At 69.1% G+C, this 20,764-nt stretch carries 18 protein-coding genes; 5 read left to right on the plus strand and 13 right to left on the minus strand.

The window, feature by feature from the left end:
* Positions 1–18 precede the first annotated feature (18 nt).
* The 10 genes from Aple_RS20915 to Aple_RS20960 are packed head-to-tail and all read right to left on the minus strand — an operon-like array spanning position 19 to position 10,014.
* The gene (locus tag Aple_RS20915; RefSeq protein WP_218038434.1) at positions 19–1,260 is read right to left on the minus strand and encodes an Ohr family peroxiredoxin; all 1,242 of its coding nucleotides are present in this window, start codon (positions 1,258–1,260) and stop codon (positions 19–21) included.
* Positions 1,257–2,618 carry a M20/M25/M40 family metallo-hydrolase gene (locus Aple_RS20920; protein ID WP_155346332.1) on the minus strand — a complete coding sequence of 454 codons (1,362 nt, stop codon included), beginning with the start codon at positions 2,616–2,618 and terminating at the stop codon, positions 1,257–1,259. Before Aple_RS20920 ends, Aple_RS20915 begins: the two co-directional genes overlap by 4 nt.
* A 15-nt stretch (positions 2,619–2,633) precedes the next feature.
* Positions 2,634–3,368 carry an SDR family NAD(P)-dependent oxidoreductase gene (locus Aple_RS20925; RefSeq protein ID WP_155346333.1) on the minus strand — a complete coding sequence of 245 codons (735 nt, stop codon included), beginning with the start codon at positions 3,366–3,368 and terminating at the stop codon, positions 2,634–2,636.
* Positions 3,365–4,189, minus strand: coding sequence for an ABC transporter permease (locus Aple_RS20930; protein WP_155346334.1), 825 nt, complete (start codon positions 4,187–4,189; stop codon positions 3,365–3,367). Before Aple_RS20930 ends, Aple_RS20925 begins: the two co-directional genes overlap by 4 nt.
* A gap of 13 nt (positions 4,190–4,202) precedes the next feature.
* Complete coding sequence (locus Aple_RS20935; RefSeq protein WP_155346335.1) at positions 4,203–5,027, minus strand: ABC transporter ATP-binding protein; 825 nt, start codon at positions 5,025–5,027, stop codon at positions 4,203–4,205.
* 29 nt (positions 5,028–5,056) lie between these two features.
* Positions 5,057–6,178, minus strand: coding sequence for an ABC transporter substrate-binding protein (locus tag Aple_RS20940; RefSeq protein ID WP_155346336.1), 1,122 nt, complete (start codon positions 6,176–6,178; stop codon positions 5,057–5,059).
* Positions 6,175–6,603: a nuclear transport factor 2 family protein gene (locus Aple_RS20945; protein WP_155346337.1), complete on the minus strand. Its 429-nt coding sequence runs from the start codon at positions 6,601–6,603 to the stop codon at positions 6,175–6,177. Before Aple_RS20945 ends, Aple_RS20940 begins: the two co-directional genes overlap by 4 nt.
* Positions 6,603–6,914, minus strand: a complete 312-nt coding sequence (locus Aple_RS20950; RefSeq protein WP_155346338.1) for a hypothetical protein — start codon at positions 6,912–6,914, stop codon at positions 6,603–6,605. Before Aple_RS20950 ends, Aple_RS20945 begins: the two co-directional genes overlap by 1 nt.
* Positions 6,915–6,920: 6 nt before the next feature.
* Complete coding sequence (locus tag Aple_RS20955) at positions 6,921–7,988, minus strand: class I SAM-dependent methyltransferase (RefSeq protein WP_155346339.1); 1,068 nt, start codon at positions 7,986–7,988, stop codon at positions 6,921–6,923.
* Positions 7,989–8,007: 19 nt separating this feature from the next.
* Complete coding sequence (locus tag Aple_RS20960; protein WP_155346340.1) at positions 8,008–10,014, minus strand: oxidoreductase; 2,007 nt, start codon at positions 10,012–10,014, stop codon at positions 8,008–8,010.
* A gap of 275 nt (positions 10,015–10,289) precedes the next feature.
* On the opposite strand from Aple_RS20960, the gene Aple_RS20965 reads away from it, so the two are divergent.
* From Aple_RS20965 to Aple_RS20975, 3 genes are all read left to right on the plus strand, one after another.
* The gene (locus Aple_RS20965) at positions 10,290–11,294 is read left to right on the plus strand and encodes a Dyp-type peroxidase (RefSeq protein ID WP_155346341.1); all 1,005 of its coding nucleotides are present in this window, start codon (positions 10,290–10,292) and stop codon (positions 11,292–11,294) included.
* A 48-nt stretch (positions 11,295–11,342) separates the two neighbouring features.
* Positions 11,343–11,837, plus strand: coding sequence for a P-loop nucleotide/nucleoside kinase family protein (locus Aple_RS20970; protein WP_155346342.1), 495 nt, complete (start codon positions 11,343–11,345; stop codon positions 11,835–11,837).
* A gap of 202 nt (positions 11,838–12,039) precedes the next feature.
* Positions 12,040–13,833, plus strand: coding sequence for an AMP-dependent synthetase/ligase (locus tag Aple_RS20975; RefSeq protein WP_155346343.1), 1,794 nt, complete (start codon positions 12,040–12,042; stop codon positions 13,831–13,833).
* Between the two features lie 7 nt (positions 13,834–13,840).
* On the opposite strand, the gene Aple_RS20980 is transcribed toward Aple_RS20975, so the two are convergent.
* Positions 13,841–14,866 carry an AraC family transcriptional regulator gene (locus Aple_RS20980; RefSeq protein ID WP_170321593.1) on the minus strand — a complete coding sequence of 342 codons (1,026 nt, stop codon included), beginning with the start codon at positions 14,864–14,866 and terminating at the stop codon, positions 13,841–13,843.
* A gap of 249 nt (positions 14,867–15,115) precedes the next feature.
* Here Aple_RS20980 and Aple_RS20985 point away from each other — a divergent pair, with 249 nt between their 5' ends.
* Positions 15,116–16,708, plus strand: coding sequence for a nitrilase-related carbon-nitrogen hydrolase (locus Aple_RS20985; protein ID WP_155346345.1), 1,593 nt, complete (start codon positions 15,116–15,118; stop codon positions 16,706–16,708).
* A 588-nt stretch (positions 16,709–17,296) separates the two neighbouring features.
* On the opposite strand, the gene Aple_RS53350 is transcribed toward Aple_RS20985, so the two are convergent.
* Both Aple_RS53350 and Aple_RS20995 read right to left on the minus strand, forming a co-directional pair.
* Entirely contained in the window at positions 17,297–17,791 is a 495-nt protein-coding gene (locus tag Aple_RS53350; protein WP_218038435.1) for a hypothetical protein, read from the minus strand.
* Positions 17,788–18,843, minus strand: a complete 1,056-nt coding sequence (locus Aple_RS20995) for an AAA family ATPase (protein ID WP_218038436.1) — start codon at positions 18,841–18,843, stop codon at positions 17,788–17,790. The genes Aple_RS53350 and Aple_RS20995 overlap by 4 nt, the downstream gene beginning before the upstream one ends.
* An 852-nt stretch (positions 18,844–19,695) precedes the next feature.
* Between Aple_RS20995 and Aple_RS21000 the strand changes: the two genes are divergently transcribed.
* On the plus strand, positions 19,696–20,592 hold the full coding sequence (locus Aple_RS21000; protein WP_444978885.1) for an IS701 family transposase: 897 nt from the start codon (positions 19,696–19,698) through the stop codon (positions 20,590–20,592).
* Positions 20,593–20,764: the final 172 nt, after the last annotated feature.

Raw genomic sequence — 20,764 nt, forward strand, 5'->3', positions numbered from 1 at the left:
TCCAGTGGCAGGCGCGGCTCAGCCGCCACCGATCACTTCGATCGTGACCTTGGTGTTGCCGCGGATCGCGTTGGAGTACGGGCAGACCAGGTCGGCCTGCCGTACCAGCCGTTCCAGGTCATGCTGCGGGCAGTCGGGGGCCTGGATCCGGAGCGCGGCCGCGATCCGGTAGGTCCCGCCGGGGGCGGTGCCGAGCGTGACGGCGGCGGTCACCTCGACCGGTCCGGTGGCCACCCGCTCGCGCCGGGCGACGACCGCCAGCGCGCTGTCGAAGCAGGCCGCGTATCCGGCGGCGAACAGCTCTTCCGGGTCGGTGCCGGCGGCCGTTCGGTCGCTCGGCCGGACCAGGGTCGCGGTGAAGTCGCCGGTGAGCGACGTGGCTGTGCCGCCGCGCCCGCCGGTGACCGCCACCCGCGCGGTGTAGACGGGGGTGAAGGATGCCTGGCCGCGTGGGGCGTGAGCGAGCACGTGCGCGGCGGCCTCCTTGGCGAAGGCCTGCGGCTGCTCCTCGGCCACGAAGTCGGTGCCGCCGGGGATGGTGACCAGCGGCGCGTCCGGGAAGGCGGCGGTGACCACGTCGTTCATCCGGTTGAGCACGTCCTGGTCGCCGTGCAGGAGCAGGGTGGGAATCCCCGCCAGCGCGGGCACGTCCAGCTCGTGGTCGAACACGGCGCGGTAGGCGACCGCGTAGTCGGGGCCGACGCTCAGGTATTCGGCGACCTGGCGGCTGGCCGACTCGCCGGAGATGGTCGGGTAGAGCCAGCGGATGCGGTCCCAGATGACGGTCAGGTGGGCGCCGTCCGCGGTGACCGTGTAGCCGGGGGCGTACCCGGCCTTCTTCTCCGCGCGTTCGGCGGGGCTGTACAGGGGGATGCCCTGGAAGATCAGGCCGGTCACCCGGTCCCGCTGCTGCAGGGCGGCCTCGGCGGCGATGATCGCGCCGGTGTGCTGGCCGAGCAGGTGGACCCGGCCGAGGCCGAGGGCGTCGATGATCTGCCAGATCGCTCGCGCGTACTCGGGGATGCTCCACTGCGCGGGGGCGGCGTCCGACAGGCCGAAGCCGGGGGTGTCGACGGCGATGGCGTGCACGCCCTGCCCGGCCAGTTCGGCCAGCGCGGGCTCGTAGGTGGCCGAGGAGAGCGGGGACTGGTGGAGCAGCACCAGCGGCGGCGCGGCGGGGTCGCCGGCCGCCCGATAGTGCACCTGCCCCCAGGGCAGGGACAGGTACCCGCGCGGTGAGTCGCCTCGCAGATGCGTCATGCCGTCACCGCCATCGCGCCCATGACCTCGATCACGTGCTTGATCCCGTTCCGGTAGTCGTCCAGCCGGATGTTCTCGTTGGGACCGTCCACGCCGGAGTCGAACCTGGACACCCCCACCCCGACGATCGGCAGCCCGGCCAGCACGCCCTGGTTGCCCACCCACTGGGTGTAGGGCTCCACCACCGGCTCGGCCCCGTACGCCCGGCGGGCCGCGTCGGCGACCAGGGTGACGAATGGGTCGCGGTGGTCGGTGAGGTTCGGGCGGCTGGTCGCCATGGTCTCCACGGCCAGGTCGCCGAAGCCCTGGTCGGCCAGGTGCTTGACGATGGCCTCCCGCACCCTGGCCGGGTCCTGCCCGGCGATCAGGCGGATCTCCAGCTTGGCGGAGGCGGTGGACGGGATGCCCAGGGTGACGTCGTCCCGGTTGTCGCCGCCGGTGAAGCCGGTGACGGTCAGCGTCGGGCGGGTCCTGATCTCGACGGCGGCCTGCTCGTCGGTGAGGTCCCCGAGGAAACGGTCCACTCCGGCCCGGTCGCGCAGGAACTCCCCGTCGAAGTGGAGCGCCCGCAGCAGGTCCAGCTCGGTGCCGGTGGGCACCCGGGCGCCGTCGGCGAAGCCAGGCACCAGCACCGTGCCGTCCGGTCGTTGCAGGGTGGCCAGGGCCGCCGCGAGCCGGGCCGTCGCGGCCGGGAGCAGGGCGGTGTTCTGGCTGGTCAGCTCGCGGCTCAGGGTGGTCGCGGTGAGCCGCAGGTAGAGGATGCCCTTCTCGGACAGCTTCAGCAGCGGCCGGTCGGCCGCGTCCACCCAGGAGTTCTCCCAGAGCGCCGCATCAGAGGCCAGCCGGTCGGCGTGCGCCGCGACGAAGGAGGCCAGGCCGGGGCTGTGCAGCTGCCGCTTGCCCTCGATCAGGAACCGGCTGGTGACCGGCGCGCCCAGCCCGGCCAGCCGGAACGCGGCCGCCGCGTGCACCCGGGACATCAGGGCGCCCTTGTCGTCGGCGACGCCGCGCGCGTACAGACGGTCGTCCCTGACCTCGGCCGCGTACGGCGGGCTGGTCCACGCGTCGTCGTCCCCGGTCGGCTCCACCTCGACGTCATAGTGGTTGAAGTGCAGCAACGCGGGGGAGCCCCCAGCGAACTCGCCGATCACGTACGGGTAGGAGTGCTCCCACGGCACGACCTCGGCGGTCCCGCCCCAGCGGCGCAGCGACCCGGCCACGAAATCGGCGGTGACCGCCATCTGGTCCGGCTCCTGGCGGCGGCTGCGGATCCGGCACAGCTCCTGGAGCTCGGCGACGAAGGTGTCGAAATGCTCGTCGACCGCGGCCAGCGCGGCCGAGACGTCGTACTGAGGCATGGGGGGGGGTTCCTTTCAGTGAATGGTGACGCCGCCGTCAACGAAGATCGTCTGGCCGGTGGTCATCGCGGCGGCCGGGCTGAGCAGGAAGGCCACCGCGTTCGCCACATCGACGGGCCCGGCCATCCGGCCGAGCGGAATGCTCGCCATCTTGTCCCGCAGGTACGCCGCGTCGGCGCGCACGTCGGCGGTCATCGCGGTGGGCACGATGGTCGGCCCGACCGCGTTGACCCGGATGCCGTCCCCGGCCCACTCCAGCGCGAGCACCCGGGCCATGTGCATGACGCCCGCCTTGCTGACGCAGTAGCCGAGCGAATCGCGGACCGCGACCTGCCCGTTGGTGGAGCCGAGGTTGACCACGCTGGCGTGGCCGGACCCGCGCAGCGCCGGGTAGGCGGCCTGCGACATCCTGAACGTGCCGGTCAGGTTGACGTCCAGCACGTCGGTGAAGTCACGCTCGGACATGGTGGCCGCCGGGCCGCGCCGGACGATGCCGGCGTTGTTCACCAGATGGTCGAGCCGCCCGTGCGCGTCGAGCACGGCGGCCACCAGCGCCCGGCAGGACTCGGCTGACCGCACGTCCACGTGGTGCCGGGTGTGCCCGGCCCCGGGCAGCGCCGGTAGTTCCCAGTCCTGGGTCAGGTCGGCCAGCGCCAGGGTGGCCCCGCGCTCGGCGAGCACCACAGCGATGGCCGCGCCGATACCCCGGGCCGCACCGGTGACCAGAGCCACTCGCCCGTCGAACCTCATGCTCCGATCACCCGGCTGTCCTCAGCCCAGAAGGCGATGCGCCGCTGCAGGAACCGGATCAGGAAGTGAGCGACAAGGCCGAGCACCGACAGCACCACCAGCACCGCGAACATGCCGGAGATGTCGAAGTTGTAGTTCGTCTGCAGGAGCAGGTACCCCAGCCCCTCTTTGGCCCCGATGAACTCGCCGACCACCGCGCCGAGGATGGCGAACACGATGCCGATGTCCAGCCCGGCGAAGATGAACGGCAGCGCGGTCGGCAGCCGGACCAGCCGGAACACCTGGGCCTTGCTCGCGCCGAACACGGTCAGCATCTGGATCCGGTCGGCGTCCGCCGCGCGCAGCCCCTCGACCACGTTCACCAGCATCGGGAAGAACGAGATCACCGCCGCCATCACGATCTTGCTGGTCATGCCGAACCCGAACCACACCACGAACAGCGGCGCGAGCGCCACCTTCGGCACGGTCTGGAACGCCACGATGTACGGCATCAGCGTCCGCTCCACCAGCCGGATCTGCGAGATCAGGGTGCCCAGCACGAGCGCCGCCGCGACCCCGATCAGGTAACCGGCCAGCGATTCCTGCAGAGTCACCCACAGGTGCCTCCAGAACAGCTCGTCGCTGAGCTGGTCGCCGAGCGAGGCCGCGATCTGCGACGGCCGGGGCAGCACGTACGCCTCCACCCCGAGCGGTTCGAGCAGGAACTCCCAGCCGGCCACCACGACCACGAAGACAGCCGGGACGAGCACGATCTCCGGACGTTCCCTGAGGTCGATCCGCGGCTTGCGGCGGGTCGCGGGCGGTTTCACGGTCATGGTCATGGATCGTCCCTCGTCAGTCGATGGCGCCGGCGCCGTTGAAGTGCTCGCGGATCCGCTTCACGTACACGCCCGCCGCGTCGGAGGACACCAGCGAGATGTCGCGCGGCCGGCCGAGGTCGATCGGCACGATCTCGGCAATCCGGCCGGGACGGGGGCTGAGCACCACCACCCGGTCGGACAGGAACACCGCCTCGGAGATGGAGTGGGTGACGAACACGATGGTCTGGCCGCTCTCCCGCCAGATCCGCAGCAGCTCCACGTTCATGTGCTCGCGGGTCATCGCGTCCAGCGCGCCGAACGGTTCGTCCATCAGCAGCACCGCGGGGTCGTGCACCAGCGCCCGGCAGATCCCGGCGCGCTGCTGCATGCCGCCGCTCAGCTCGTGCGGGTACTTGTCCTCGAACCCGTCCAGACCGACCATGCTGAGCAGCTCGCGGGCCCGCCTGCGGTGGGTCGCGATATTCAGCCCCTGCACCTCGGCCGGGATCATGACGTTCTGCAGGATGGTCCGCCACGGCAGCAGCGTCGCCGACTGGAACACCATGCCGACCTCGGGAATGGGCTTGCGCACATCCCGCCCGGAGATCCGCACGACGCCCTCGCTCTTCGGGATCAACCCGGCGAGGATCTTCAGCAGCGTGGTCTTGCCGCAGCCGGAGGGCCCGACGACCGAGACGAACTCGCCCCGCCGGACCGTGAAGCCGATGTCGGACAGCGCGTGCGTCGGTTCCGACCGGCGTGGCCGGTAGAACTTCTGCAACCCGCCGACCTCGATCCAGGACTCCTCGGCCGCGCCGGTCGCGGCGGACGCGGACGCCCGGTGCGTTCTGATGGCCATCGGGCCCTCCTCTCGCTCGTGTCGTGCCGTTATCCGGCGGTGTACGCCTTCGCCTTGGTCACCACAGCGGCCGAATCGAAGTCGTTGGCGCCGGTCAGCAGGCTCGCGTCCCACACGTCCGCCAGCGGCACCTCCTTGGTGATCTGGCCGGCGCCCAGCGTGTACGCCTGGGTCTTGGCCCACTCGGCGTCACTGATCGCGCCCCAGTTCGCGAACGTCTCCGGCGCGCCGGTGAGCGGGGTGGCGGTCTTGATCCAGGCGTTCAGCACCGTGGTGTCGCCCGGCAGCTGCGCCTTGGCGTCCTTGCCGGCCAGGATCGCGGGGAAGACCTTGTAGCCCACGCTCATCGCGGCTTCCGGATTGACCGCGGAGAAGAGCATGCCCTTGTACGCGGCCCGCAGGTAGCGGGTGATCGCGTCCTTCTGCTCGGTCAGCGCCTCCTCGCGGACGGCGAAGGTGATCGACCGGATGCCCTGGAACATGTCCGGGTTGGGGAGGTAGTCGAAGGTGGTGCCGGAGTTGGCGATCACCTGGTAGGCCTGGTCGTAGAGGGCCAGCGCGTCCACCTCGCCGCCGTTGATGGCGGCCGCCGCCTGGGCGCCGACGCCGACCGGGACCAGCTCGACGTCCTTCTCCGGGTCCAGGCCCGCCTGCCGTACGAAGCCGCGGGCGAAGGGGGCGGAGCCGGAGGCGAGGCTGATCACGCCGATCCGCTTGCCCTTGAAGTCGGCGCCCGAGGCGATCCCGGAGCCCGGCTTGACGGCGATCTTCCAGGGCCAGTTCTGGACAAGACCGCCGATGGCCTTGATCTTCAGGCCCTTCTCCCTGGCGGCCAGGATCGACCCGGCGTCGGCGGCGGTGATGTCGGCGCTGCCGGAGGCGACCGCCTGGAGCGCGGCGACCGAGCCGTCGGTGTTGATCGTGGTCACCTCCAGCTTCTCCTCCGCCAGGAAGCCCTGGTCCTTGGCGACGCCGAAGGTGGCCACCTCCTCCTTGGGCCCGATCACCGCGGAGGCGATGGCGAACACCAGCGGGGTGACGGCCTCCCCGGTGGACTGCGCGGCCGGTTCGGGGTCGGAGCCGCAGGAGGACAGGGCGAGTGCGGTGGTGAGAGTGAGGGCGAGAGCAGTGATGCGGTGGGGGATTTTCATGGATTCGGCACCTCGTTCGAGCCGGCTATCTGGGGGGTGGGGACGGGGACGATCCCGGCCTCGGGGAGATCATTGAAAACGTTCTGCTCGACGATCAGTCCGTCGCGCAGCACGAACACGTCGGCGTAGCGCACGCCGGAGAACGGCTCGCCCGCGAGATCCTCGCCGTAGAGCGTGCCGAGCGAGATGACGACCTGGTCGGCGCCGTCACCCGCCGCCTCGAAGTAGCGGTCGCGCCGCTTGCGCACCCACTGGTAGGCGCCGCTCGCCGCCGCGGCCATCGCGGCCAGCGACGGGTGGGTGCGCCCGCCGGGGAAGTTCAGCCGCGCGCCGGGCGCCAGGAAGGCGGACGCGGCGGCCAGTTCGCGGTCCTCGCAGAGCTGGAGGTAACGGTCGACCAGGGCGGCGGGGGACGGGCTCACCATCAGCCGGCCTTCGCGGCGAGCGCCGCTTCCCACTGGTCGCGCAGCGGATGCTCGGCCGGGCCGCTCTCGGTGATGATCCGCATCAGCCGGCCGATCAGGGCGTCCCGCTGGGCGTCCAGGATCTGGCGCTCCTCGGGGGTGGGCACCAGGGCGTCCAGCTCGCCCGCGGCCAGCACGCCCTTGCGGACCAGCAGTGCCTCCAGCGCGTGCAGGCGGTTGTTGGTCACGTGCAGGTCGGTGCCGAGCTGCAGGATCAGATCGAACAGCTTGCCCACCGCGCGATCGTGGAAGTAGTCGAACTCATCGGCCATTTGTGGTCACTCCGGCTTGGTCGCGGACAGGACGGCCCACGGGAAGTGCCACTCGCGGCGCTCCCCCCAGCCGTCGGGGCTGACGCCGTCCCGGCGCTCGTCGAACGGGGTCCAGCGGGGGTCGACGAGCCCCGCGTCCCGGCACATCTGGAGCAGGTCTGAGCCGAACAGGTCGTGGAAGAACGGCTCGTTGTTCCGCTCGGCGTGCTCGAAGATGGTGGCGTCCCGGAACGGGTCGCCGGTCGGCTGGAACTCCAGGAAGCGGAGCGCGCCGCCCGGCTTGAGCAGGCGGGCCGCCTCCCGCAGGGTCTCGCCGACCGCCGCGGCGGGCATCTCGTGGAGCACCATCGTGCCGGTGACCACGTCGCAGGAACCGCCCTCCAGGCCGGTGGCCCGGCCGTCGCCCTGCCGGTAGGAGATTTTCGCCCCCGCCGCCTCAGCCTCGGCGTGCGCCAGGCGCAGTCCCGGCGCGGCCAGGTCGATGCCGATGACCTCGGCGTCCGGGTAGCGGAGCGCCAGCGGGCGGGTGCTCTTGCCGAACCCGCAGCCGATGTCCACCACCCGGGAGACGCCGTCCGCGGGCAGTGCCGTCTCGGTGAACAGGCGGTGGAACTTGTAGCCGTCGTTGTCGCGGAGCATGACGATCCGGGCGCCGAACTCGTAGACATAGGCGGACATGTCATCGGAGTAGAAGCTGCCCGGCTGGATGTGGATGTCGTAGTCGGTGTACCAGGACGGAAGTTCCAGGTCCGGGTCCAGAGTCAGGCTGCCGAGCACGGCGGACCCCTGGTCGTACTGGGCGAGCAGGTCGGCCCGGCGGCGCAGCACCGCGTCCCCGGCGATCTTCCACAGCATCTTCTGCTGCACCCGCTCCAGGTGGCTGTACCACGGGTAGAGGTCCAGCTCCCGGAGCCGCCGTCCAGCCTCCGCGACGTCTCCCGAGGGCGGCCCGCTCTGGCTGTACTGCTCCGCCATCGTCGGATAGACGGTGTCCGACCAGCGTTTCCGCATGGCCAGCACGAAGTCGACGGCGGAACGCTCGTCGAGCTCCAGACGGTCCTCGATGTCGATCACGTGACTTCTCTCCTCATGGTCAGCCCGCCTGCGCGAGCGCCGTGGCGCCGCTGACGGGGTCGGTAAGGAAGACACCGGCGAGCCGGCCCTCGTACACGGCTTCGAGCGCGGTACGCGGGGCGTTGGCATCGCCGACGACGTGTATTCTCGGCGCGCCGTCCTGCCCGTCCAGCGCGCGGTAGATCTCGTCGGCGGCCTCCGGGCGACCGGCGTCCACGACGGCGGAGACGCCGGTCAGCTCCTCGGTCTCCCCGGTCAGGGAGTCCTGGAGCGTGACCCGGTCGCCGTCGGCGCCGGTCACGCTTCTGAGCAGGTGGGCCTTGACACCGAGGTCGCCAAGGCGGCGGGTGAGGGCGAGCTTGGAGTAGGTGGTGACCCGGGCCGCCAGCGACGCGGTGGGGACGACCAGGTGCACCTTCGCGCCCAGCCGGGCCAGGTGCTCGGCGACCGAGGCCGCCGCCCAGCTCCCCTCGTCGTCGCGTACCACCACGGTGCCGCGCAGGTCGGCGAGTGCCCGCACTGCCTGCCACAGATCGAAGACCGGCGGCCCGCCGGGCAGTTCGCGACGCAAGGGCCGGGACCCGGTCGCAACGATCACGTCGTCGTACCCGGCCAGCCGCCCGCCTGGCAACAGGTCATCGGCCGTCACGCGCAGGCCGAGCCGTACTGATACACCGGTCGCGGCCAACTGGGCGGCGGGCTCGGCGGCGAGCAGCCCGAGCCGTTCCCGTCCCGCCACCTGAGCGGCCAGCGCGATCTGGCCGCCCAGCCGGTCGGCCGCCTCGGCGAGCGTCACCTCGTGGCCCGCCCGGTGCGCGGCCAGCGCCGCCTCCGTCCCCGCCGGACCGCCACCGACCACCAGCACCCGCCGGCTCGTTTTACGCGGGCCGGACCACACGGCCGCCCAGGCCCGCTCGGCCCCCACCTCCGGGTTGACCACGCAGGAGATCGGCAGGCTCGCCTCCAACCTGCCGACGCAGCCCTGGTTGCAGGCCAGGCAGGAGCGGGCGGGCTCGCCCGCCATCGCGCGGCGGACCAGGTGCGGGTCGGCGATGTGCGGGCGGGCCAGGCCGACCAGGTCGGCGTCGCCGGACCGCACCAGCTCGGCGGCCTCGGCCAGGGTGTCGAGGCGGCAGACGGCCAGCACCGGCAGGTCGGGGAACTCGCGCTTGAAGAGCGCGGCGTGGTGCCGGAACGGGGCGTGGCCGAAGCTCATGTCGGCCATCTGGGTGGCCAGCGAGTAGCTGCCGTGGTAGGCGGAGTGGCTGACGTGCACGTACGCCAGGGGGAACTCGGCCCGCAGGGTCGCGACGATCTCCACCACGTCGGGCGGGGTGAGGCCGCCGGGCAGGAACTCGTCGGCGCTGACCCGGATGCCGACCGGCAGTCCCTGGGCCAGCACCTTGGCCAGCACCTCCCGGGTGAGGCGGAGCCTGCGGTCGGCGTCGCCCCCGTAGGCGTCGTCGCGGGTGTTGGTGAACGGGGAGAGGAACTGCTGGAGCAGGTGGCCGTGGCCCAGGTGCACCTCGACGCCGTCGTATCCGGCCGCGCGCATTCGCCTGGCCGCCGCGCCGAAGGCGGCGACCACGGTGGCGATGTCGCCCCGGCCCATGGCGTGCGGAATGTGCGCGCCTGCGGCCCATGGCACTCCGGCTGGGGCCCAGGCGGCGGTGCGGGTGGCGTCGCCGTTGGCCTGCCGCCCGGCGTGCATGATCTGCGCGAAGATCGCCGCACCGGCCGTTCGCACGGCCTCGGCCACCGCCGCGTACGCCGGGATCGAGGCGTCGTCGAAGCTGCCGAGGCTGATGTGGCGCCCTGCGCTGGTGGGGTGCACCCGGATCGCCTCGGTGATGATCATTCCTGCGCCGCCGTTGGCACGTTCCGCGTGGTAGTCCACATGGCGGACGGTGGGGCGGTTGTCGTGGCCGAAGTTGGTGGTGTGGCCGGGGACGAACACACGATTACGCAGGTGAACGCCACCCAACGAGAAGGGTTCCAGTAGCGGCCGGATTTCGCTCGACGTCATGCTCTGGTACCCAACCCTTCATGTGTGTTCCGGTGATTGGTACATCGTTCGTTTCACCGGGACGATATGGGTCGGGGTTCCAGGCCGTCAATGGTCTGCCTAAAAACGAAACATTCCGGACACGTAACACCATCTGCTGCCTTCCGTCGCACGGGAGGGAATGTCGGGCTGGTCCCGTCCTGCGTAGGCGGTGAGCGAGTGGGTATGGCGGAGGGTGATGTGTTTGGGGTGACTATGGGGCCGCATGTGGTAGCGCTGCCAGGGGGTGAACGGCGATGGCGGAGCCAGGGCTGGAGGTGAACCCGCAGGCGGTGTTGAGCCCGCTGACGAGGGCGGCGCTCTTCCTCGTGGTGACGATCGATCCAGGAGGTGAGTCCCGCGTGCGGGACTTGCTCGCTGATCTGGCGGGCCTGGAGAGGGCCGTTGGATTCCGGTCGCAGGAGGGCAGGCTGAGCTGCGTCACCGGGATCGGGTCACAAGCCTGGGACCGGTTGTTCGCCGGGCCGCGCCCTGCCGAGCTGCATCCGTTCCGCGAACTGACCGGCCCGGTCCACCACGCGGTGGCCACACCGGGCGATCTGCTGTTTCACATCCGCGCCCAGCGGCCGGACCTGTGCTTCGCGCTGGGGTCGGAGATCATGGACCGGGTGCGAGACGTGGTGACGGTCCGCGATGAGGTGTCCGGATTCAAGTATTTCGACGTACGAGACCTGCTGGGCTTCGTCGACGGTACGGAGAACCCGGTCGGCCCGGCGGCCGACGCCGCCGTCCTGATCGGCGCGGAGGACCCGCCATTCGTTGGCGGGAGTTACGTGATCGTGCAGAAGTATGTGCACGATCTGCAGGCGTGGAACGCCCTGCCGGTCGAAGCCCAGGAGATGGTGATCGGCCGCAGGAAGCTGTCCGACGTCGAACTGGACGACACCGTCAAGCCGCCCGACTCCCACGTCGCGCTGACTACCATCACCGATCCCGACGGCACCGAGCACCAGATCCTGCGTGACAACATGCCCTTCGGGTCGGTGGGGCGTGGTGAGTTCGGCACGTACTTCATCGGCTATGCCCGTACTCCGGCGGTCACCGAACGCATGCTGGAACGGATGTTCCTCGGCGATCCACCGGCCAGCCATGACCGGATCCTGGATTTCTCCATCCCCATGACCGGCACCCTGTTCTTCGCCCCGAGCGCCGACTTCCTCGACGACCTGCCCGCCCCACCCGTCGTCGAGGCCGAGGTGCGCGTCGGAGATTCTGACGGACGCTCAGGACGACCCGTGTGACAACCGTGGGAGTACCAGAGGGCGAACGAGCGAGGGAGAACTCGTGGGGTGAAGGGGAGCCACCCAGGTCGATTGATCTTGTTGTGCGGGTTGCCGGGTTCGGGAAAGACCACACTGGCGAAGCACCTGGCCATCGAGCTGCCTGCCATTCGTTTGTGCCCTGACGAGTGGCTGGCCGGATTGGGTGTCGATTTCTATGAGGAGGAAGCGCGCGACCGCTTGGAGGGTCTCCTCCGGCAGCACGCATATGACCTCCTGAGACTCGGCCAGAATGTGATTTTGGAATTCGGCTTCTGGGCTCGGGCCGAACGCGATGAGCTGAGGCTCGCCGCTCGCGCGCTTGGTGCGGCGGTCGAACTGCGCTACTTGGACGTGCCCTTTGACGAGCTGTGGCGGCGAGTGGAGTCCCGCAACAGGGAGAGGGCTCACGAGGTGGCTCTCATTTCGAAGGATGCGATCGAGCAATGGGCCAAGGTCTTCCAGTCCCCTGACCAGGACGAGCTCGCTCTCTTCGACAAGCCACAAGTCCAGCGGGACGGATAGCTGGTCAGAGGTATAGCTGTCAGCGGCGTCTCGAATTTGCGGTGGAGAGTGACCGGCGATGAGGCGCGTTGGTGAGATGCGCATGCGGGTCCCGCAGCGGGCGCGGGACGGTCCTGTGCGGGCCGGGTGGCCACCTCGATGATGACGAGTGTCCGGGCGGTCAGAACTGACCCCGGTGCGGAGACGAGGAGGCCGGACGCCCATGCTCACTGGGGACTCGCTGGAGTCGGTGGGGACCATCGCCGAGCTGTTCCAGCGCACGGTGCGAGCGCACCGCGACCGGATCGCGCTGCGCAGTTCCGACGGCGCTGTGGAGCTGACCTGGGGCCAATACGCCGAGCGTGTGGAGCGCATCGCCGCGGGGCTGGCCTCGCTGGGCGTGCGCCGCGGGGACACCGTGGCGCTCATGTTGACCAACCGGCCCGAGTTCCATCTCGTGGACACCGCGGTGCTGCACCTGGGGGCCACGCCGTTCTCGGTCTACAACACCAGCCCGGCGGCGCAGATCGCGCACCTGTTCGGCAACGCCGGCAACCGCGTCGTGGTGACCGAGCGGCAGTGGGTGGCCACAGTACGGGCAGCGGGCGGTGCCGTGGAGCACGTCGTCTGCGTCGACGGCGCCGCCGAGGGCGCCGTGCGCCTGGCCGACGTCGAGGCGGAACGGCCCGACGGGTTCGACTTCGAGGCCGGATGGCGGGCGGTTGCCCCCGAGGACCTGGTGACGCTGATCTACACCTCGGGGACGACGGGGCCACCGAAGGGCGTCGAGTTGGAGCATCGCGCGATCCTCGCGTCCCTGCGCGGCGGGCTGTGCCTGCCCTTTCTGGCGGCCGGCGTCGATACCGGGCGCCTGGTGTCCTACCTCCCCGACGCGCATGTGGCGAACCGGTACTTCAGCCACTATCTGGCGATGGCCGGTGGCTCCTCGATCACCACCGTCGCCGACCTGAAGACGATGGCCAGGGTACTGCCAGCCGTGCGGCCGACGGTCTTCCTCGGCGTACCGGCCTTCTGGTACAAGATGCAGGCCGCGATCGGCCAGGCGATCGCGGCGAACAGCGGCGTCCGCCGTCGCCTGGCCGACTGGGCCGTCGCCGCCGGCCGCGAGGTCATGGCCCTGCGGACTGCGGGGCGCCCGGTTCCCGCCGGGGTCGCGGCCCGGTATGCCGTCGCCGACCGGATCGTCCTGCGCAAGCTGCGGGCGCGGATCGGCCTGGACGCCGCCGGGGCGGCCATCACCGGTGCGGCGCCGATCGCGCCCGATGTCGTGCGCTTCTTCCACTCCCTGGGCATTCCCCTCTCCGAGGGGTACGCGATGTCGGAGTCGGCCGCCGCGGGAGCGATCAGCCCGCCGGAGGCGGTCCGGCCGGGGACGGTCGGGCCGCCGATGCGCGGCGTCGAGGTGAAGGTGGCTGAGGACGGCGAGCTGCTGTTCCGGAGCGCGACGCTGATGCGGGGCTACCGCGGCGACCCGGCCAGGACCGCCGAGGCGATCGACGCCGAGGGGTGGCTGCACACCGGCGACATCGGGGTCATCGGCCCCGACGGGTACGTCACCATCGTCGACCGCAAGAAGGACCTGATCATCAACTCCTCGGGCAAGAACATGTCCCCGGCCAACATCGAGCAGGCCGTGCTGGTCTCCTGCCCGCTGGCCGGCTCCGTGGTCGCCGTGGGCGACCGGCGCCCATACGTGGTAGCGCTGATCGCCCTCGACCCCGCCGCCACCCGGGACTTCGCCGCGGCACATGGGCTGCCCGCCGATGAGGACATCGCCGCGCTCGCGCGGCTACCCGAGGTCCGGGCGGCGATCGAGGAAGGCGTGACGCGGGCGAACACAACGTTGTCGCGGGTGGAGCAGATCAAGTACTTCCGCATCCTGCCGGTCTCGTGGACGCCGGGCAGTGAGGAGCTGACCCCGACCAACAAGGTACGACGGCGCGAGGTCACGGTGAAATACGCCGAGGAGATCGAGGCTCTGTACCCGACGGGATGAGAGCCGCTCACTCTCGCGCGTGGACGGGCCGCCGCCCGTCCACGGCACGGTAGGCGCCGGGCGGCCGCCCGGTCCACCGGCGGAAGGCGCGGCGGAACGCGCTGGCCTCGGAGAAGCCCAGCCGCCCCGCCAGATCCGCGATCGACTCCTCACCGCGAGCCAGGCTGGCCACGGCGGCGTCGCGCAGGAGATCCTCCTTGATCTGCCCGATTGAGGTGTGCTCCGCCCGCAGCAGCCTGCGCAGGTGCTGGGTGCTCACGCTGAGCCGCGCGGCGACGTCGTCGGGCGTCGGCCAGGACCCGCGCAGCCCGTGCGCCAGGATCTTGCGCACCTGGTCCGCGGTCGACGATCCGTAGTCGCGGGTCGCGAACCAGATGTGCGGCTGGTCACTGAGATAGTCGGCGAGGTCCTCCTCGTCGCGGATCAGGGGCGCGCTCAGCAGCCGGCGATCGAAGACCAGGGCCAGACGATCGGCGCCGAACGCCGGGTGGCGGCCGAAGACGATCTCGTAGTCCGCGGCGTACGGCGGCGCCGGCCAGGGCAGTCGTAGCTCTCGCAGGCCGACGCGCCGCCCGACGAGCCAGCCCAGCATCCTGTGGACCAGCGCGGCGAGGATCTCGGCTCCCAGGTGCTCGGGGTCGTCCAGCCGGCTGACGTCGATCTCGACCTCGACGAGCGCGTCGCTCACCGTCAGGCGCAACCGCGGCATGCCCGGCAGGACCTCGCCGGCCTCGGCCAGCCGCCGCAGCGCCGCCCGAAGGTCGGACACGTGGATCACCGAGCGCATCAGGAGCTGGAAGGTGCCCAGCGGGGCCGGCGGTCCCAGCCCGAAAAGCTCATCGCCGGTCAGGACCCACAGCTCCTGCGTCAGCTCCGCCACCTGGGGGATCGTTACGCCAGTGACGCGGGGCCTGCCCGCCGCGTCGGCGGGGATGCCCGTCCGGCGCAGCATGGAGGCCACGTCGAGGCCGCGCCGCTCACCGATGGACACCAGCCGCCGGGCCACCTCGCCCGGCAGCGTCGTACTGCTCACGCGACTCACCATAACTCCGTGACACGGGCGTGGTGAATGGGGCGGCCCGCTGTGCGCGGGGCGGTCATCACATGCGCTAGGCACGGTTCTCGGCAGCGGCCAGGAAGGGCCGTAGCTTCCTTGGCATATCACCGACGGCCGGGCCGAGCCCACAGCGTCAAGCTCACCTGGCAGCTGCGCGGCTACCAGTCCGCCGAGCGCTGAGCGAGGCCGCATCCCGATCCGTCATCCGCCTGCGCGGGAGGACCTATGGCAACCAACACCACCGATACGCAGCCGCCGCCGGATGGCGCCCAACATCTGACGCCCGCCCCTGGCCGCAGCGAGGACGTACTCTCACCGGGGCGCCGCCGCCATCTCTGGCTGGCCCTTGGGCTGCTCCTGCAACTGTTCGCCGTCGGTGGCCGGTGGGATCTTCCCCTGGCCGCGTGGGCGTTCCAGATCTTCCTGATCAGGTTCCTCCGGACCGGTCGCCCGGTGCGGGGTCTCGCGCAGGTGTGGCTGGTGTGCGTCGCCGGCGGTCTGTTCTGGGCCTGGCAACTCGCGGTGCCGATCACCTTGCTGGTGTTCGCCGGCGTGCTCATGCTCTCGTCGGTCGCCCTCGTGCCTTTCGCCGCGGATCGGCTGCTCTCCCCGAGGCTGGGACCGGCCGGTCGGCTGCTCGCCTTCCCTGCCGCGCTGACCGCGGTCGCGTACCTGCTGGGCAGCTACAACCCCTTCGGCACCGCGTACGGGTTGCTGGCGGTCACCCAGCACGAGAACCTGGCGCTGCTCCAGGTGCTCTCCGTCGCCGGGCCCTACTCGGTAGCCTTCCTCATCGGCGCCGTCGCGACCGCCGCCAACCACGTGTGGGAGCATGGCGGCTCCCGGCGCGAGCTGCGGCCAGCCCTCGCCGTGGCCGCCGTGGTCGCCGTGGTGATCGCGAGCGGGCAGGCGTGGCTGGCCTTCGCCCCCGCTCCGAGCTCGCCCACGGTGCGGATCGCGGGCATCAACCCGAGCAGAGCCACGCTGGCGGAGGCCGAACGGCTGCTCGGCACGGCGTCCACCGATCTCGCGGAGGTCTCCCGCGCCGACGCGACCGCCGTACGCGCGGCCTCCAACGTGATCACCCGCCAACTGTTCGCCGACACCCGCGAGGCGGCGGCGTCAGGCGCAAAGATCGTCTTCTGGTCGGAGAACGCGGCGAAGGTACGCGCCGCCGACGAGCCGGCGTTTCTGGCCGAGGCGGCCGCCCTCGCCAGGCAGGAGGGCATCTACCTCAACATCGCCGCGAACGTCTACCTGCCGGACGAGCCGTACGGACGGGACCAGACGGTGCTTCTCGGCCCTGACGGCGGCACGCTGTGGACCTACCAGAAGCGCCACCCAATCCCCGGTCTGGAGAGGTATATCCCCGGCGAAGGACCGGCGCCCGTAGTGCAGACCCCGTACGGCCGACTGTCCAACGTCATCTGCTACGACGCGGACTTCCCGGCCATCATGCACGTCGATGCGGACATCATGCTCGTCCCCGGCGGCGACTGGCCCGAGATGGGACGCATCCACACCAAGATGGCGAGCCTGCGGGCGATAGAGAACGGCTACGCCCTGGTCCGGCAGGACTTCAACGGCTCCTCCCAGGCATTCGACCGCCAGGGACGCGTACTCTCCCAGCAGGACACCACCCCCGGCGTTGAGCGGCCCTGGATCGTGGACGTCCCCACGCGCGGCGCCGCGACCCTGTATCGCGTCGCAGGGGACATCTTCGCCTGGCTGTGCGCCGGGCTGACCCTCGCCGCCATCGGACTGGCCGTTCGTCGACCGCGTACGCACGGTCCGGCGGCGCGCAACGGTAACGCATAAGCTCACCCCGCCCCCCGGTCGCGAGAGTTCGGCGGTGGCAGATCCGACGGCGACGTCTGGGTCGCGGGAGGCGTGGGCCAGTACGAGCCGTCCGAATAATTGCGCACGTATTTGGCACGGCCACCGATTAGTTGTAGCCGTACGCAGCCGGACATAGAAGAGCGCCCGTGACCTGTGTTATCCCAGGTCACGGGCATTTCGTTGGGTGCCCCGGAAGGAATCGAACCTACGACACCAGGTTTAGGAAGCACCACGTCACCGAAGCTCACATAGGGCAGTGACTTGCGGAGACGCACCCATGGCTGCATCGGGATTGCGCCCTCAGGACGGCATTGGGACCAGAGGTCCATGACTCTGTACATGCTCGCCCGTCACGTCTACGCAGAGAAGCTATGTGAGTTGCCTTGGCACCGAACAGGCAGGCACGGGCACTGGTTCGGCACCCGCTAGCCTCGGACCTGGGCCAGAACGCCCGACGGTCGAGCAGTTCGCAGTTCAGATCGAGATTTGAGATTTCTTCCGGAAATTTGTCGGGAGAAATCAGCTCTGGATCCCACATTCTCCTTCTCGGGAGAGATTCTGGCGAATTCAGCTGTTCGATCTGAAGGCCGACCCCTTGCTGGCTCTTGCCGAAACTTTTTCTACGATTCGGCCTATTACCCTATCTGGGTCTTTCCATCTCATCGCAAGGCGGTCGTGATCCATCCCGTGCTCCGCCACGATGTCACGAAGCTGTTCGAGATCGAGCGCTGCGAGTCGATCGTGGAGACCTGATTCCCCGACTTCCGAGAAGATCACGAAAGGATCGAGCACGCCCGGTGTCCGTCGATGAGGCCTCGGCTTGGTCGAAGGCGATTCGCCTTCGCTCACATTCGCGGCATCTTTGATGGGAACTGCGATGGCTGCGGTTAGTATTTTGGTCAGGCGTGAAGACCGGGTTGCCTCGATCGCCACAGCCGTGACCAGGCGAGCAAGCTGGCGAGCCAACACGGGGTCGCGAACGCGGCCGAGTTCCGCCAGCGCGTCTCCTAGATCATCAAGATCGGCTTCTAGTTCGCTAATTGTTGTCGGGTCTTCGCTCATGCGATATCCTCAACGGCCTCGATGAACTCCTCTACAAAATTACGGAAGGCCTGAAACTCGCCTTGATAGCCGTACTTTTGTCTGAGGGTGCTATGGGAGGAGAATTCGGCGGACTCTGCAATCTTATTCGCTTGGGGAATTTTATTGGCAAACACGACGGGTAGCTTCGCGTCATCTTCCAGCCGTCTGACAGTGTTTCGGTGAACGGTGGATGCAGCCTGGTACTTGGTGATGACAATCCCCACTTCGGTGATTTCCTCACCGAGGTTATCGGCGAATGCCTTTACTCTCGTCTGGATTTGCGGGATTCCGTAGGTTGATAGCACGTCTGGAATTGTGGGGATGATATACCCGTCCGAGATGCGAAGTCCGTTAAGCGTGACGATTCCAAGATTCGGAGGACAGTCCACCAGTACGTAGTCGTAGTCGTCGAGGATACTTTTGATTGCACGGCGGAGGAGGTCTGTTGGGTTGTTGGAGTAGAACTTGCCGGAGGACATCGAGGCAAGCCGGTCTTGTACGTCGATAAGGTCTAGAGAGGACGGCAGCAGGTCAACACTGCGGACGTCGGAGACCGGTGAGACCTGGCGCTGTAGCGTCTTCTCGAGGTCGAAGCGGGCTGACTCGTTTTCGTTGCGTATCGCGTCAGTGAAGAGTGTCGCCAAGGTGTGGCCCTGATCGTTTAGGCTCTTCCAACGCTCTTCGCCGATAAGGACCGTGGTAAGGTTCGTTTGCGGATCGAGGTCTACGACGAGAACCTTCTTGCGAAACTCCCCAGAGAGAATTTCCGCGAGCGCGGCGGTTGTGGTGGTCTTACCTACGCCGCCCTTAAGGTTGATGGTGGCGATCACATGAGCCATGGGCTTTTTCCTCCTCTTGAGGTAGCGACGGATCTGCGCAGCGTTGAAGACCGGCCCGCTGCGCAGATCGGCCACTGGCGGGGGGAACCTCTGGTCGCGAGATCGCCAGTTCGCCACAACTGTGCGGCTTACGTGGGCCATCTCGGCGACCTCGTACAGTCCTACAAGGTCATCCGAAGGCTCGTCGACCATGGATCTCGGTCCTTTCGTGAACGTCGTTCACAGGATACAGTGTGAATGACGTTCACGCCGAGCGTCAAGCCCAAATCGCCAGATTCGTCTTTTGGCCCGCACACGAGGCCGTACGTGTGGTCCTGGCCGGTGCCGGGGTGGGGTTTCTTCGCTAATCTGGGTATCCGACTCGTAGTTCGGGTGCGCGCGGGCGGTGTCGGCCGCGACCGGCCGGAGAGCCGCGCGGCGGCTGGCTCTCACCCCGGAGCAGTGCGCATCACGCTTGGCGGCTCGTCCAGACGACCTCCGGCACGATGTGGTGTCCCTCTGGCTGAACGCCGGCGTGCTGGCACCTTGAGGTCGACAAGCGGGCGGGCACAGCCCTTGACGTTCTGCTCAAGGTCTCGCCAAGTGCCTCGCGACATGCAACCTTAGTAGGGCAGCCGCAGATTGGGATCTTGGCCGTGTAGGCCCGTACGCCTTGTCCGTACGTACGCACAAGACAGGGGAACGACCACCGCTGTGATCATTCAGGTGTGATGGAACTGAAGATCATGCGATGGCCGTGTTGGTCAGCGTAGAGCACTTTGACGCGGCCTGCCTGCGTGCTGGCTTGGACGACGTGTTCGCGCAGGTCGCGGGCCGGTTCAAGCGGCGAGAGGTACGGCTTCGCGCCCGGTCGTGCCTCGAAGGGCTGCTGTCCGGCCTGGAGCGTAAGAACGGGTGGACGCTGGCCCGAGTACGCCGGGGAACGCCGCCCGGATGGGATGCAGTGGCTGTTCAACGCCGCGGTGTTGAACGAGGACGGGGTCCGCGATGACATCCGGGACTTCGGGATCGACCATCAGGGCGACCCGGACGGCGTGCTGGTCGGTGACGACACAGGGTTCGAAAAGGCGGGCGTGTGCTCGGCGGGGGTGCCAGCGGCAGGACACCGGCACCGCCGGGAAGATCACCAACTGCCAGATCGGTGTCTGCCTCGACTACGCCACCTCACGCGGGCGGACACTGATCGACCGGGACCTCTGCCTGCCCAAAGACTCCTGGATCGCGGACGGGGAGCGGTGCGCGGCGGCGAAGATTCCCTCCGGGGTGGAGTTTCGCACCAAGCCGCAACTGCTTCAGGCGATGATCGAACGAGCGATCGCCGCCGGTGTGCCGTTCGCAAGGGTGACCGCAGATGAGGCCTATGGCGGCAACGGGCCGTTACGCCGCTTCCTGGAAGACAAGCAGCTCGGCTACGTGATGGCGGTGTCCCGGGACCACCAGATCATCACTGCGGCGGGCAAGGTCCGCGCCGATGTCATGGCCGCACGCGTGCCGCGCTCCGGGTGGCAGCGCCTGTCGTGCGGCGCGGGCTCCAAGGGCAAGCGCTGGTACGACTGGGCGCTGGTCGCCACCACCGGCCCATCCCATCGGCTGTTGGTGCGCCGCTCGATCGGCAATCCAGCCGAGCTGGCGTTCTTCCTCGCCTACAGCCCGAACCCGGCGCCGCTGCGGGACTTGGTCCGGGTCGCCGGCATCAGGCGGACCGTGGAGGAGTCATCTCAGGCCGCGAAGAACGAGGCCGCGCTTGACCACTACCAGGTTCGTCTCTACCGCGCCTGGTACCGCTACAGCACGTTGACCATGCTCGTGCTGGCCTTCCTGGCCGTCACCCGCGCCGCCCAGTTCCCGTCCCAGGCTCCAACCCCATGCCCTCGCATCCAGCGGCGGGACACTCACCGTGGCCTCGCCAGAGACGGGCACACCACCGGAAACGCACGGTGATCACCTCATTGCGATCTCTGCCAACGGGACACGTCGCCTATTCGCGTTACTGGCCCGGCCGCTCATCGCCGTGGACCACATCCGCCATTGGTCCAGATGGCGACGACGCCATCAAACCCGAGCCCGACGATGCCATTACCAGTGACGACACCTCAGAGATCAACAAATGCGG

This window comes from Acrocarpospora pleiomorpha (genome assembly GCF_009687885.1).
GTDB lineage: Bacteria > Actinomycetota > Actinomycetes > Streptosporangiales > Streptosporangiaceae > Acrocarpospora > Acrocarpospora pleiomorpha.

What these genes read in the sequence shown, in the direction of transcription:
- Aple_RS20915 (WP_218038434.1), bottom strand. Translation starts at nt 1,260, where the DNA reads ATGACGCATCTGCGAGGCGACTCACCGCGCGGGTACCTGTCCCTGCCC.
- Aple_RS20920 (WP_155346332.1), bottom strand. Translation starts at nt 2,618, where the DNA reads ATGCCTCAGTACGACGTCTCGGCCGCGCTGGCCGCGGTCGACGAGCAT.
- Aple_RS20925 (WP_155346333.1), bottom strand. Translation starts at nt 3,368, where the DNA reads ATGAGGTTCGACGGGCGAGTGGCTCTGGTCACCGGTGCGGCCCGGGGT.
- Aple_RS20930 (WP_155346334.1), bottom strand. Translation starts at nt 4,189, where the DNA reads ATGACCATGACCGTGAAACCGCCCGCGACCCGCCGCAAGCCGCGGATC.
- Aple_RS20935 (WP_155346335.1), bottom strand. Translation starts at nt 5,027, where the DNA reads ATGGCCATCAGAACGCACCGGGCGTCCGCGTCCGCCGCGACCGGCGCG.
- Aple_RS20940 (WP_155346336.1), bottom strand. Translation starts at nt 6,178, where the DNA reads ATGAAAATCCCCCACCGCATCACTGCTCTCGCCCTCACTCTCACCACC.
- Aple_RS20945 (WP_155346337.1), bottom strand. Translation starts at nt 6,603, where the DNA reads ATGGTGAGCCCGTCCCCCGCCGCCCTGGTCGACCGTTACCTCCAGCTC.
- Aple_RS20950 (WP_155346338.1), bottom strand. Translation starts at nt 6,914, where the DNA reads ATGGCCGATGAGTTCGACTACTTCCACGATCGCGCGGTGGGCAAGCTG.
- Aple_RS20960 (WP_155346340.1), bottom strand. Translation starts at nt 10,014, where the DNA reads ATGACGTCGAGCGAAATCCGGCCGCTACTGGAACCCTTCTCGTTGGGT.
- Aple_RS20965 (WP_155346341.1), top strand. Translation starts at nt 10,290, where the DNA reads ATGGCGGAGCCAGGGCTGGAGGTGAACCCGCAGGCGGTGTTGAGCCCG.
- Aple_RS20975 (WP_155346343.1), top strand. Translation starts at nt 12,040, where the DNA reads ATGCTCACTGGGGACTCGCTGGAGTCGGTGGGGACCATCGCCGAGCTG.
- Aple_RS20985 (WP_155346345.1), top strand. Translation starts at nt 15,116, where the DNA reads ATGGCAACCAACACCACCGATACGCAGCCGCCGCCGGATGGCGCCCAA.
- Aple_RS53350 (WP_218038435.1), bottom strand. Translation starts at nt 17,791, where the DNA reads ATGAGCGAAGACCCGACAACAATTAGCGAACTAGAAGCCGATCTTGAT.
- Aple_RS20995 (WP_218038436.1), bottom strand. Translation starts at nt 18,843, where the DNA reads ATGGTCGACGAGCCTTCGGATGACCTTGTAGGACTGTACGAGGTCGCC.